Here is a 13,160-nt window from a genome sequence, read left to right on the forward strand (position 1 = left end):
GGCGCGCATGATCAGGGCCGTTCTCATCCAAGCTTGCCGTATCGCGCCGGTGGCGTTTCTCGCCGCGGGTGTCGTCGTGGCCATTCCCGCCCTTGCGGAAACGGCGAAGAAGGGACCGTCCGTCACGGCCGGTAGTGCTGAGGTCGCCAAGGATCCGGCGACCGACGTTGAACCGGTATCTGTCGATGACGCGTCTGCTGCGAAGACGGACAAGCAGACGGAAAAGCCGGCCGATGGCCCTTCGACCGGCCTCTCGGTGCTCGACCGCATGGGGGCGGACCTGCCGGCATTGCCGGCGGAAAAACCCTTTACCGGGAAGATCGACGAGGCGTATGGCGCTTTCCAGCGCGGGCGCTACCTGACGGCGATGGAGCTGGCCCTGCCGCGCGCGCAGCTCGGCGATCCGGCAGCCCAGACACTGGTGGCCGAGGTCCTCGATCGCGGCCTCGGCGTCAAGCGCAACCGCGAACAGGCCATGTTCTGGTATGAGCAGGCGGCAGGCGGCGGCGATCCGACCGGCATGTTCAAATATGCCATCCTCTTGATGGAGCGCTCGGGCTCGAAGGAAGACCGCACCAGGGCGGACGAGCTGATGAAGAAATCGGCCGAGCTTGGCAATGCCTCCGCCCAGTTCAACTATGCACAGGTGCTGGTGGCCGATTCTCCGGGAGAAAAGGGCCTGCGCGCCGCGTTGCCCTACTATGAAAAATCCGCCGAGCAGGGCATTGCCGATGCGCAATATGCCGTTTCGCAGATTTATATCGGTTTGAAGGACCTGCCGGAGGAGAAGACCAGGCGCGCCCGTGAGTGGCTGCTGCGCGCGGCGCGCGCCGGCTTCGATACGGCCCAGCTCGATCTCGGCATGTGGCTGGTCAACGGCACGGGCGGCGAGCGTGACTACGAGGCCGGCTTCAAGTGGCTGAAGCGGGCGGCCGGCGGCGGCAATGCCGTGGCCCAGAGCAAGCTCGCCCAGCTCTATATCCATGCCATCGGCACGAAGGCCGATCCGGTCGAGGCAGGCAAGTGGTTCGTTCTGGCGCGCCGCGCCGGGCTCAACGATCCCTCGCTCGAGGACTTCTATCTCGGCCTCAGCGACACACAACAGAAGGCTGCAGTCGACGCGGCGAACAAGTACCGGTCCGGCTCCTGAGGCCGTCCCGTTTACCCTTTGCAGCATCAGGCCCCCTGCATTGCAGCCGTTGCAGGGGGCGAAGGCTTGAAACTTCGGGGGATTTGTGGTTTTGAGGCCACATATTCCGGTCACGGCGTGCTTTCGCGCCGCGGCTCTGCCGTTTCGAAGCGCCGGACATTCCCGAAGGATTATTTCTACATGGCTCGTTCAGCTCTTCTCAACGTCATGGTTCAGGCCGCCTTCAAGGCCGGCAAGTCGCTCGCGCGTGACTTCGGCGAGGTGCAGAACCTGCAGGTCTCGCTCAAGGGCCCGGGCGACTATGTCTCGCAGGCCGACCGAAAGGCGGAGAAGCTGATCCGTGAAGACCTGATGAAGGCCCGTCCGACCTACGGTTTCCTTGGCGAGGAATCGGAAGAGATCGCCGGCACCGACGGGGCACATCGCTGGATCGTCGATCCGCTCGACGGCACGACCAACTTCCTGCACGGCATTCCCGCCTTCGCCATTTCGATCGCGCTCGAGCGCAACGGCGAGATCGTTGCTGCCGTGGTGCTGAACCCGGCGACGGATGAACTCTTCACCGCCGAGCGTGGCGGCGGCGCCTTCCTCAACGATCGGCGCCTGCGCGTTGCGGCCCGTAAGAGCCTGTCGGATGCGGTCATCGGCTGCGGCGTGCCGCATCTCGGCCGCGGCAACCATGGCAAGTTTCTTATCGAGCTGCGCCACGTGATGGGTGAAGTCGCCGGCATGCGTCGTCTCGGCTCTGCCGCGCTCGACCTTGCCTATGTCGCCGCGGGCCGTTTCGACGGCTTCTGGGAACGCGATCTGGCGCCTTGGGATCTGGCGGCTGGTATTCTCCTGATTCGCGAAGCCGGCGGCTATGCAACCGATCTGACGGGCGGCAGCGCTATGCTCGACACCGGCACGATCATCGCGGGCAACGAATATATCCACAAGGCGCTGAGCGAAGTCGTGCATCGCCCGGTGCCGACCCGCTAAGACCCGCAATTGGGCGGCGCATTCCGCGCCGCTGTTGCCGCTAAGCCCTTCAATTCGGCGCAATCTTCCTCTAGTCTCCCGCCCGACAAGGAAGCGGAGAGACGACGACATGGCGAAGCTTGGGCTGTCGGGTTGGGGAGGGGCGCCCGAGACCGGGGAAGATTATCCCCACAAACTCTCAAGCCCCATGGCCTTCTTCTGGACGATGGTGATCTTCCTCATCATCGTCGGCTTCGTGGCCGCCATCCTCTTCCGCCAGGCGCAATCGGCCTTCCTCAGCAACCCCGGCCTGAACGGCCTTATTCTCGGCGTTCTGCTGATCGGCATCCTGCTGGTCTTCAACCATGTGCTGGCGCTGCGGCCGGAGGTGCGCTGGTTCAATTCGTTCCGCGCGGCCGGCAGCGCCGAGAAGGTCGGGCGCGATCCCGTCCTGCTTGCGCCGATGCGTGCTTTGATCGGTCGGCGTCATTCGGTGGCGCTCTCGACCACGGCGTTACGGTCGATCCTTGATTCCATCGCCACGCGCCTCGACGAATCGCGCGACACCTCCCGCTACCTGATCGGCCTTCTCGTCTTCCTCGGCCTGCTCGGCACCTTCTGGGGATTGCTCGGAACGATCGGCTCGATCAGCGCCGTCATCCAGTCACTCGATGCCGGTGCCGGTACGGCGAACGACATTCTCAACGCGCTGAAGGAAGGCCTTTCCGCGCCGCTCGAAGGCATGGGAACGGCTTTCTCCACCTCGCTTTTCGGTCTCTCCGGCTCGCTGATTCTCGGCTTCCTCGACCTTCAGGCCGGCCGCGCACAGAACCGCTTTTATACGGAGCTGGAAAACTGGCTTTCGTCCGTCACCGATGTCGGCTCGGAGCTGCAGCCGGTGGTCGACATGGCGGCCAACTCCTCCACCGACGTGCAGGCGCTGGCACAGCAGATCCTCAAGCTGGCGCAGGAGGGCGGGCCCGGGCGTTCGACCGCGGCCATGGCCAGCCTTGCCGAAGGTATCCAGGGCCTCGTCAAGAACATGCGCAGCGAGCAGCAGATGTTGCGCGACTGGATCGAGGCACAGCAGGAGGAAGCGAAAGCGCTGCGCCGCACGCTCGACCGGCTTGCCGCACGCAGCGGCGAGAAGACCGTCGAGCGCCTGCCGGAGCGCACGACGGAAAAGGTGCATAAGGCCGGGGGCGAATAAGGATGGCGCTTGCCCGCAACCGGCGCAGCCAACGCACGGTCGATTACTGGCCGGGCTTCGTTGACGCGCTGTCGACGCTGCTGCTCGCCATCATGTTCCTGCTCACGGTCTTCGTGCTGGCGCAGTTCTTCCTCAGCCGTGAAATCTCCGGCAAGGACGACGTGCTCAACCGGCTAACCAGCCAGATCAACGAGCTGACCCAGCTTCTGGCGTTGGAAAAGAGCGGCAAGCAGGACCTCGAGGACGCGCTAGCCAATCTCCAGGCCTCGCTCGCCCAGTCGGAGAGTGACCGTACCCGCCTGCAGCAACTGCTCGACAGTGGCGCCGGGGTTTCGGATGCCGCCAATGCGCGGGTCACGACATTGGAGGGCGAGCTCGATTCGGAAAAGCAGGTGAGCGCCCGGGCCATGAGCCAGATCGAGCTGCTCAACCAGCAGATCGCGGCGCTGCGCAGCCAGATCGCCGCCGTCGAGGAGGCGCTGCAGGCCTCCGAAGCCAAGGACAAGTCGTCGCAGACGAAGATCGCCGATCTCGGCCGCCGCCTGAATGTCGCGCTGGCGCAGCGCGTGCAGGAGCTCAACCGCTACCGTTCCGATTTCTTCGGGCGCCTGCGTGAAATCCTTTCCGACCGGGAAAACATCCGCATCGTCGGCGACCGCTTCGTCTTCCAGTCGGAAGTGCTGTTCCCCTCTGGCGGCAACGACCTCAACGAGGCGGGGCAGGCGGAAATGAGCAAGCTTGCCACCGCGCTGCTCGATCTTGCTCGCGAGATCCCCTCGGAGATCAACTGGGTGCTGCGCGTCGACGGGCACACGGACAATGTGCCGCTGTCGGGCACGGGCCGCTACCGCGACAACTGGGAGCTTTCTTCCGCCCGCGCGACGTCGGTCGTCAAGTTCCTGATCTCCAGGGGCGTTCCGGCCAACCGGCTTGTTGCGGCCGGTTTCGGCGAGTTCCAGCCGATCGCCGAAGGCAGCGATGATGCGGCGCGGGCAACCAACCGTCGCATCGAACTGAAACTCACCGAACGCTGAAGCAATCCCGCCGAAGCGGAATTGCTTCGGACAGGCAGCGTCAGTCCATCTGGATGTTGGCGCCCTCGACAACCGGCTTCCACTTGGCAAGCTCGGCCGTGACGTGCTTGCCGAGTTCTTCCGGCGTCGAACCGACGATGGTGGCGCTGAACTCCTTCATGCGCTCGGCGACGGCCGGATCCTTCAGCGCCGCGTTGGCGGCCTCGTTGAGCTTGGCGACGACCTCGTTTGGCGTGCCGGCCGGGGCGAAGAGCGCGTTCCAGGTATAGGTCTCGTAGCCGGGAATGCCCGCTTCGGCGATCGTCGGCACGTCGGGGAACGAAGCGGCGCGCTCCTTCGTGGTGACGGCGAGCGCCCGCAGCGTACCAGCCTTGATGTGGCCGGAGGACGACGGCAGGTTGTCGAACATGATCGGGATCTGGTTGCCGATCACGTCGTTCAGTGCCGGGCCGGAGCCCTTGTAGGGCACATGCTGCATGCTGACGCCGGCCATCGATTTGAAGAGCTCTCCAGAAAGGTGCAGCGGCGTGCCATTGCCGGAGGAGGCATAGCTGTACCCTTCCGGATCGGCCTTCAGCAGGGCCAGCAGTTCCTCGACATTCTTGGCCGGCAGCTCCGGATTCACCACCAGGACATTCGGCACGATGACCAGCAAGGAGACCGGCGCGAAGTCCTTTTCCGCATCGTAGGGCTTGGTCTTGAGGATCAGCGGGTTCAGTGCATGGGTGGCGACGGTCGCCATCAGGATCGTGTAGCCATCGGGTTCGGCGCGCGCCACACGGTCGGCCCCCAGGCTGCCGCCCGCGCCGCCGACATTTTCCACGATGATCTGCTGGCCGAGGATGTCGCCCATCTTCTGCGCGATGATGCGCGCGACGACATCCGTCGAGCCGCCGGCGGCGAAGGGCACGACAAGCGTGACGGTCCTGTCGGGAAACTGCTGGGCGCTGGCGGGCTGGCCGAGTGCCAGCGATGCAAGCACGGTGGTGCCGAGGGCCATGAGGGTCCGGCGGGTGAGCGTCGAAAATGTCACGTGGTTTCCTCCCGAGGTGACGTGAAGTCCGCCACCTCAGGATAGGGCGCCCAGCCCGTCAGGCAAGGGGCCGCATTCAGCCGGTTGCGCGGTCTTCTCCAAGGAACGCCTGACCACCGTGATCGAACTGCAGGCGGGCGAGGCGGGCGTAGAGGCCGTCCTGCCTTATGAGCGACTGGTGGGTGCCTTCCTCGACGATACGGCCGGCCTCCATGACGAGGATGCGGTCGGCCTTGAGAACGGTCGCGAGACGATGGGCAATGACGATCGTGGTGCGCTTGCCCATCTGGCCGTCGAGGGCCTTCTGGACGAGCGTTTCGCTTTCCGCGTCGAGCGCGGAGGTCGCCTCGTCGAGCAGCAGCAACGGGGCGTCCTTGAGGATGGCCCGGGCGATGGCGATGCGCTGGCGTTGGCCGCCGGACAGCGTCACGCCGCGCTCGCCCACCATGGTGTCATAGCCCTTGTCGAGCCGTGCGATGAATTCTTCCGCCTGTGCGGCCCTTGCTGCGGCCTGCACGGCCTCGTCGCTCACGCCGGTCATGCCGAAGGCGATGTTGTCGCGGATCGTCGCAGCAAAAATGGTGACGTCCTGCGGCACCAGCGCGATGCGGCGGCGCAGCTCTTCCGGATCGGCGGCACGAAGGTCTACCCCGTCGAGAAGTACGGTGCCGGTATCGGGATCGTAGAAGCGCAGCACCAGCGAGAGGATCGTGCTCTTGCCGGCGCCGGAGGGGCCGACGATGGCCACGGTCTCGCCCTGCCTTACTGCAAAGTCCAGGCCGTTGATGCTGCGATAGCCGGGGCGGGCGGGATAGGAGAAATGCACATCGCGGAAAGTGAGCTCGCCGCGGGCGGGCAGCGGCAGGGCCACAGGGTTCGCAGGCGCGGTGATGGCGGGCGGCTCGGCCAGAAGTTCGGTGAGACGCTCGGCGGCGCCGGCAGCCTGCGAAAGCTCGCCCCAGACTTCCGACAGTGCGCCGAGGCTGCCGGCGGCAAAGACCGCATAGAGCAGGAACTGGCCGAGCGTGCCGGCCGAAAGCGTGCCCGCCAGCACGTCGCGGGCGCCGAACCAGAGCACGGCAACGACAGAGCCGAAGATCATGGCGATGGCAAAGCCGGTCAGCAGCGAGCGGGCGCGGATGGCGGAGCGTGCGGCGCCATAGGCCTGCTCGACAGCACCGAAGAAGCGGGCGCGGGCGGCGTCTTCCGCGTTGAAGGCCTGAAGCGTGCGGGTGGCGCCGATCGCCTCGCCGGCATAGGCGGAGGCCGCGGCCAGCGTGTCCTGCGCCTCGCGCGAGCGGCGGCGCACCGAGCGGCCGAAGGCGACGAGCGGGAAGACGATCACCGGAATGGCGGCGATGACGAGGCTGGAGAGTTTCGGACTGGTATAGACCATCATGGCGATGGCGCCGAAACAGAGGATGAGGTTGCGCAGCGCGACGGAAGCGGTGGCGCCGACGGCGGATTTGATCTGTGTCGTGTCGGCGGTCAGCCGCGAGACGATCTCGCCGGACTGGTTGACGTCGAAGAAGGCGGGCGAAAGCCTCGTCACATGGGAAAAGACGTCGCGGCGCAGGTCCGCCACGATGCGTTCGCCGAGCGTGATGACGAAGTAATAGCGCATGGCGCTCGCCAGCGCGAGCAGGCCGGCCAGCGCGAAGAGCATCATGAAATAGGTGTTGATGAAGCCGGCATCGGCGCCGGAGAAGCCGTGGTCGATCATACGGCGGACGGCGAGCGGCAGGATGAGCGTGGTGACGGCGGCCATTACGAGGGCCACCAGCGCCCCGGCGACGAGGCCGCGATAACGGCCGATATAGGGAGCGAGCCTGCCCAGCGGACGAATGTTGCGGCGCGCCGATTTTTCCTGTGCGCCCTGCTCTTTGTCTGTGGACACCATACCCCCGTTTCCAGCGCCTTCCGGCACGAATTGTCTTTCGGCTCTTGTTATCCAGACGGCCTTCCTGTATAGGCTCGCCATCGAATTGGGAAGCCGTAGGTCCGACCGACCGCGGCTTCATTTACGTCTTTGGCCCCGCTGTCGCAATCCGTTGCGACAATTGGCCCCCGGAACAGGCAGGAAAGTTGTCATGAAGGCTGATATCCATCCCGCATACCACACCATCAAGGTTGTGATGACCGACGGCACCGAGTACGAAACCCGCTCGACCTGGGGTTCGGAAGGCGCAACGATGAACCTCGAAATCGACCCGAAGTCGCACCCGGCCTGGACCGGCGGCAACCAGCAGCTCATGGACCGCGGCGGCCGCGTCTCCAAGTTCAAGAAGCGCTTCGAAGGCCTCGGCCTCTAATCCGCCTGCTTCGGACGAATTTGAAAAACCCGGCTTCGGCCGGGTTTTTTGCGTTTTGGGAGGAGATGATCCCGGCGGGCAGGCGAGGGCGGTCCGTGCAACAAAAAACCCGGCCTGAGCCGGGTCTCCATCGTCACATCTGGCCTGTCGCTCAGTTGTTGCCGAAGGCCGTCTGCAGCAGGTTGATCTGGGCCTGCACGCTGTTCTGGTTGTCGGGTGCGAAGGTCTGGACCTCCTGCGGGCGATAGATCTCGCGGTCGAGCAGGGCGATGCGGTTCTGCAGGCGCAGCGAGCGCTCGATGAGGTCGCGGAAGGCTTCCGGCAGGTCGTTCCAGCCGGGTGCGGTCTTGTCGACGTTGAAGCTGTCGAGGCGGACCTTGTTCTTTTCCGAAAGCACCTGGTCGCGGCTCATCTCGCCATTGTTGACGGCGCGCTGCAGGAGCAGCCAGGAGGCCATCTGCATCAGGCGGGTGGTGAGGCGCATCGACTCTGCCGCATAAAGCACGGAGGCCATGCGGGGCAGCACCTTGGAAGCCTGGCGGCCGACGCCATCGAGATAGCTCGCGGTCTCCTCGACCAGACCCATGCCTTCGGCGTACAGGGACTTGAATTGCGCCGACGACGCAACGTGGCCAGCGAAGCTGACGGTATTCAATCCTCTTTCGGACATGGTTTCATCCCTGTTGAACGCATCACATGCAGGTAACGGAAGGTCGGCCCGTGGTGTTCCAATCGGCCGGTCTATGTCGTGAGGATGATCCCATAACCTAATTCGCGCAAGGGTATTCTTAAGAAAGGGTTAATCTCCACAATTCTTTCGGGACAGGTTCCTTTTGTGGGCGCGGCAGACAAAAAAAGAGCCGCGGAAAGCGGCTCTCAAGGTAAAACAGGGAGAAAAATCAGACCGAACCCCGAAGGGTGAAAATGTCTGAACCCGGAAGGACCGGATGTTCAAGTAATAACAGGGAAGGCTTAATGGCCGGTTAACTCTATTGCCGGTTTGCTTGTGTCTGTGCCTTTTCGGCAAGGCTGCGGCAGTCCGACGCGCCTACCGGAACAGATTTTCCGCGGCCGATCGGCTGGCGCCCTTCTTCAGCTTTTCGGCCTCCAGCCGTTCGATTTCCGCGCGCAGCAGGTCGATGCGGGCGGAAAGCTCGTCGACGGACAGCAGCGCGAGGTCGCTGCCGATCTCGTGGGCGATCTTCCTTGCCGGGCGGTCGTCTTCGAAAAAGGTCATGCGGGTCGCTCCTCCTGTTGCTCGTCGGCGGCCTGTGGCTGGGCGAGGGCGCGCGGCGAAAGCTGAAGGCTTTCCGGCGTGGTGAGCGTGCCGGGATTGAGGGTCGTGTAGTTCTCGCGCATCTCGGCCGGCTTTGCGGCGCGGCGCCGGCTGCGGAAGATGGCGTAGGCGGTGATCAGGATATGCGCCCAGCAGGTGACCATGAAGAGCGCATAGGGGCCGACCGCCGACATGATCGGACCGCCGATCGTCGGGCCGATGATCGTGCCGACGCCATAGAGCAGCAGCAGACCGCCGGAGACCTTGACGAAGTCTTCCGGGCTGGCGAAGTCGTTGGCGTGCGAGACGGCGATCGGGTAGAGCGCGTTTGCCATGGCGCCATAGAGCGCCGTCAGCACCAGAAGCATGGTGACCGAGGCGGGCTGGAAGACGAAGAGCGACAGACCCGCCGCGGCGGCGATGGCGGACAGCGCCGCGAGCACGATGCGCCGGTCGACGCGGTCGGACAGGCGGCCGGCGGGCAGCTGCATCACGGCGCCGGCGAAGATGGCGACACTCATCATGATGGCGATCGTGCTGGGCGAGAGGCCTGCATTGGCGCCGAAGACCGCGCCGAGCGTGCCGAAGGCGCCGTTGGCGATGCCGATCAGCACGATGCCGACGCTGGCGACCGGCGAGGTGCGGTAGAGCGCGGGGATGTCGAGCCTGACCTGCTTTAGCGGCTGCGGCGAGGCGGCTGTGGAGAGCGTCGTCGGCAGCATGGCAAGGCAATAGAGGATACCGGCGAACATGAAGAGCAGGGGGGTCGTCACGTCGCCCAGCGCCACGGTCATCTGGCCGCCGACGGTGCCGACGAGGGTGATGGCGATGTAGAGCGAGAAGATCAGGCCGCGACTTTCATTGGTCGCGCGCTCGTTCAGCCAGCTTTCGATGATCATCGAGGTGCCGGCGATCGAGAAGCCGGTGACGGCGCGCAGCGCGATCCACCAGAACGGATCGACCAGCATGCCCGTCAGAAGCGCGATGATGGCGATCAGCGAGGCGAAACCGGAAAAGGCACGGACATGGCCGATGCGCTTGACGACGGTCGGGGCGAGAAGGCAGCCAAGAACGAAACCCGAGGCCCAGGACGTACCCAGCAGGCCGAGCATCGTCGTCTCATACCCTTCGAAGGCGCCGCGCATCGGCAGAAGCAGGCCGTGCAGGCCGTTCCCGAGAAAGAGGAACAGCGTGCCCATGAGAAGCGCGAAGACGGATATGAGGTTTTTTCGCATGAGGTTTTCGTGAGTTTCGCCAATGGGTAAGGAATAGCGCACCTGTCCGCGATTGCCAGATGCAAAGCACGTGGGCGTACGAATTTCAGGTCTCGTGCTGATCGCTTGGAAAAGTGTCTGAGGTGTGACAGGAAGGGGGGAGAAAGGCCGTCATGTCGAAAATCCTTCCCGCCCTGCTGCTTGCCGTCATGCTGCTGCATCTCATCCGGCCTCTCGGCCTGCCGGGGCTGAAACGCCGTGCGGATTTCTGGAAGATCGCCGTCGTCGCCATCGCCCTGATGATGCTGACCGTGCTGGTCCGTCCGTAAGACAAGGCCGTTGCCGGAAAGGCCCGGCAGATCGAGGTCAAAGGGCCGCAAACCACTCCTTCGTTGCGGTTCGGCGCGGCAGCGCCGTCTCGGAAACGCAAAAGGGCCACCCGAAGGTGGCCCCCATGAGGTTTGGTCCGGCGTGGACCCGGGTCTTTGGACCCGAAGGAAGGCGTGATCAGAACGAGGGCTGCCTCGTTGCGTTCACCACAATTCCCATGCCCGAAGCCAAGACCGAAATCTCATTAGACATTGGATCACCTTCCTTTCTGAACGTTGACGATGTCAGGAATGTAGGCGATCCACCGCCAAGCGCAAGGGCTTTGGCATTATTTCTGTTGGCGCAGGATATCGACGCCCGGCAGCGGCTTGCCTTCCATCCATTCGAGGAAGGCGCCGCCGGCGGTCGAGACATAGGTGAAATCGTCGGCAACGCCGGCATGGTTGAGGGCCGCGACCGTATCACCACCACCAGCGACAGAGACGAGTGCGCCTTCCTTGGTGCGTGCGGCGGCATGTTTGGCAGCAGCCACCGTCGCGGTGTCGAAGGGCGCGATTTCGAAGGCGCCGAGCGGGCCGTTCCAGACGAGCGTCGAAGCGCGCGAGATCCAGGCGTTGACTGCCTCGATCGTCTTCGGACCGACATCGAGCATCATGGCGTCGGCCGGAATGGCGTTGACATCGACCACTTCGTTCTCGGCATTGGCCTTGAACTCGCGGGCGACGACACCGTCTTCCGGCAGAACGATGGCGCAGGTTGCGGTCGCAGCCTCGATCATGATCTGCTTGGCGGTATCGGCAAGGTCGTGCTCGCAGAGCGACTTGCCGACATTGGTGCCCCGGGCGGCGAGGAATGTGTTCGCCATGCCACCGCCGATGACCAGCGCGTCGACCTTCTTCACAAGGTTCATGAGGAGGTCGATCTTGGTGGAGACCTTGGCGCCGCCGACGATGGCGACGACAGGGCGGGCCGGATTGCCGAGGCCCTTTTCCAGCGCTTCCAGCTCGGCCTGCATGGTGCGGCCGGCATAGGCGGGCAGCAGATGCGCAAGGCCCTCGGTCGAGGAATGGGCGCGATGGGCGGCGGAGAAGGCGTCGTTGACGTAGATGTCGCCACTGGCAGCCAGAGCCGCGGTGAAGTCCGGGCTGTTCTTCTCCTCACCCTTGTGGAAACGGGTGTTTTCGAGAAGCAGGATATCGCCGTTCGGCAGGGCGGCGATGGCGGTGGCGGCCGGCTCGCCGATGCAATCGGCGGCAAAGCCGACCTTTCTGCCGAGAACGTCGTTGACGGCGGGCAGGATCTGTTCAAGCGACATGTCGGCGACGACCTCACCCTTCGGGCGGCCGAAATGGGCGAGCAGGATGACCTTCGCGCCCTTTTCCGAGAGTTCGCGGATGGTCGGGGCGACGCGTTCGATGCGGGTTGCATCGGTGACCTTGCCGTCCTTGACGGGCACGTTGAGATCGACGCGGACGAGCACGCGCTTGCCGGCGATATCGGTGAGGTTGTCGAGGGTCTTGAAGGTCATGGGGCCGCTCCGGAAGTCTGGTGTCTGGTCATGAAAAAACACCCGGGCATCGCTGCCCGGGTGTTTTGCGTTTCTGCTTAGATCAGCTTGCCGAGGGCAACGGCCGTGTCGGACATGCGGTTCGAGAAGCCCCACTCGTTGTCGTACCAGGACAGGATACGCACGAGGTTGCCGTCGAGGACCTTGGTCTGGTCGGCAGCGAAGTTCGAGGAATGGCTGTCGTGGTTGAAGTCGATCGAGACGAGCGGGCCGGTGACGTAGTCGAGGATGCCCTTCAGTTCGCCTTCGGCGGCGGCCTTGATGGCGGCGTTGACTTCGTCAGCCGTGACGTTGCGCGACGGCACGAACTTCAGGTCGACGACCGAGACGTTCGGGGTCGGTACGCGGATCGCCGAGCCGTCGAGCTTGCCGGCGAGCTGCGGCAGAACGAGGCCGACGGCCTTGGCGGCACCCGTCGAGGTCGGGATCATGGACAGGGCTGCGGCGCGGGCGCGGTACAGGTCCTTGTGCATGGTGTCGAGCGTCGGCTGGTCACCCGTGTAGGAGTGGATCGTCGTCATGTAGCCCTTCTCGATGCCGAAGGCCTTGTCGAGAATATAGGCGACGGGCGCCAGGCAGTTCGTCGTGCAGGACGCGTTCGAGATGACGAGGTCGTCTTTCGTCAGCGTGTTGTGGTTGACGCCGTAGACGATCGTCTTGTCGGCATTGTCGCACGGTGCGGAGACGATGACGCGCTTGGAGCCGTTGGCGAGATGCGCGCCGGCCTTTTCCTTCGTCGTGAACAGGCCGGTGCATTCCAGCGCGATGTCGACGTCGCCCCAGGGCAGTTCCTTCGGATCGCGGATCGCGGTGACGCGGATCGGGCCGCGGCCGACGTCGATCGTGTCGCCGGAAACGGTAACGGTGCCCGGGAACTTGCCGTGCACGGAATCGTAACGAACGAGATGCGCGTTGGTCTCGACCGGGCCGAGGTCGTTGACGGCAACGACTTCGATGTCGGTGCGGCCGGATTCGACGATTGCGCGCAGAACGTTACGGCCGATGCGGCCAAAGCCGTTGATGGCAACTTTCACAGTCATGTGGGGTCTCTCCCTATCAATAAAACGTTTGGCG

At 64.3% G+C, this 13,160-nt stretch carries 13 protein-coding genes; 6 read left to right on the forward strand and 7 right to left on the reverse strand.

Annotated features, from left to right (window positions below; genetic code table 11):
* Positions 1-7 precede the first annotated feature (7 nt).
* From P9A16_RS01755 to P9A16_RS01770, 4 genes are all read left to right on the forward strand, one after another.
* Positions 8-1,150 carry a tetratricopeptide repeat protein gene (locus tag P9A16_RS01755; RefSeq protein WP_023514876.1) on the forward strand — a complete coding sequence of 381 codons (1,143 nt, stop codon included), beginning with the start codon at positions 8-10 and terminating at the stop codon, positions 1,148-1,150.
* A gap of 180 nt (positions 1,151-1,330) precedes the next feature.
* Entirely contained in the window at positions 1,331-2,131 is an 801-nt protein-coding gene (locus P9A16_RS01760) for an inositol monophosphatase family protein (protein ID WP_023514877.1), read from the forward strand.
* 109 nt (positions 2,132-2,240) lie between these two features.
* On the forward strand, positions 2,241-3,320 hold the full coding sequence (locus P9A16_RS01765) for a MotA/TolQ/ExbB proton channel family protein (RefSeq protein ID WP_023514878.1): 1,080 nt from the start codon (positions 2,241-2,243) through the stop codon (positions 3,318-3,320).
* Positions 3,321-3,322: 2 nt separating this feature from the next.
* Positions 3,323-4,354: a peptidoglycan -binding protein gene (locus P9A16_RS01770; protein WP_023514879.1), complete on the forward strand. Its 1,032-nt coding sequence runs from the start codon at positions 3,323-3,325 to the stop codon at positions 4,352-4,354.
* 40 nt (positions 4,355-4,394) lie between these two features.
* Here the strand turns inward: P9A16_RS01770 and P9A16_RS01775 are convergent, their stop codons facing one another.
* Together P9A16_RS01775 and P9A16_RS01780 are read right to left on the reverse strand one after the other, a co-directional pair.
* The gene (locus P9A16_RS01775; protein WP_037408601.1) at positions 4,395-5,354 is read right to left on the reverse strand and encodes a tripartite tricarboxylate transporter substrate binding protein; all 960 of its coding nucleotides are present in this window, start codon (positions 5,352-5,354) and stop codon (positions 4,395-4,397) included.
* 109 nt (positions 5,355-5,463) lie between these two features.
* Positions 5,464-7,287, reverse strand: a complete 1,824-nt coding sequence (locus P9A16_RS01780; protein WP_024271179.1) for an ABC transporter transmembrane domain-containing protein — start codon at positions 7,285-7,287, stop codon at positions 5,464-5,466.
* Positions 7,288-7,477: 190 nt separating this feature from the next.
* Here P9A16_RS01780 and rpmE point away from each other — a divergent pair, with 190 nt between their 5' ends.
* A complete protein-coding gene (rpmE, locus tag P9A16_RS01785) occupies positions 7,478-7,699 on the forward strand; it encodes a 50S ribosomal protein L31 (RefSeq protein ID WP_023516320.1) in 222 nt (73 codons plus the stop codon).
* A 151-nt stretch (positions 7,700-7,850) separates the two neighbouring features.
* Here rpmE and rcdA read toward each other — a convergent pair whose 3' ends face one another.
* The 3 genes from rcdA to P9A16_RS01800 form a co-directional block, all read right to left on the reverse strand.
* Positions 7,851-8,369, reverse strand: coding sequence for a protease adaptor protein RcdA (rcdA, locus tag P9A16_RS01790; protein WP_023516321.1), 519 nt, complete (start codon positions 8,367-8,369; stop codon positions 7,851-7,853).
* 378 nt (positions 8,370-8,747) lie between these two features.
* Complete coding sequence (locus P9A16_RS01795) at positions 8,748-8,936, reverse strand: DUF1192 domain-containing protein (RefSeq protein WP_024271178.1); 189 nt, start codon at positions 8,934-8,936, stop codon at positions 8,748-8,750.
* Positions 8,933-10,210 carry an MFS transporter gene (locus P9A16_RS01800; protein WP_024271177.1) on the reverse strand — a complete coding sequence of 426 codons (1,278 nt, stop codon included), beginning with the start codon at positions 10,208-10,210 and terminating at the stop codon, positions 8,933-8,935. The genes P9A16_RS01795 and P9A16_RS01800 overlap by 4 nt, the downstream gene beginning before the upstream one ends.
* A gap of 152 nt (positions 10,211-10,362) precedes the next feature.
* Here P9A16_RS01800 and P9A16_RS01805 point away from each other — a divergent pair, with 152 nt between their 5' ends.
* Entirely contained in the window at positions 10,363-10,518 is a 156-nt protein-coding gene (locus P9A16_RS01805) for a hypothetical protein (RefSeq protein WP_024271176.1), read from the forward strand.
* Positions 10,519-10,847: 329 nt separating this feature from the next.
* Here P9A16_RS01805 and P9A16_RS01810 read toward each other — a convergent pair whose 3' ends face one another.
* Both P9A16_RS01810 and gap read right to left on the reverse strand, forming a co-directional pair.
* The gene (locus P9A16_RS01810; protein ID WP_023514641.1) at positions 10,848-12,047 is read right to left on the reverse strand and encodes a phosphoglycerate kinase; all 1,200 of its coding nucleotides are present in this window, start codon (positions 12,045-12,047) and stop codon (positions 10,848-10,850) included.
* 77 nt (positions 12,048-12,124) lie between these two features.
* Positions 12,125-13,126, reverse strand: a complete 1,002-nt coding sequence (gap, locus tag P9A16_RS01815; RefSeq protein ID WP_023514642.1) for a type I glyceraldehyde-3-phosphate dehydrogenase — start codon at positions 13,124-13,126, stop codon at positions 12,125-12,127.
* Positions 13,127-13,160: the final 34 nt, after the last annotated feature.

Origin of the sequence: Shinella sp. 838 (assembly GCF_029623935.1) — a bacterium.
Lineage (GTDB): Bacteria > Pseudomonadota > Alphaproteobacteria > Rhizobiales > Rhizobiaceae > Shinella.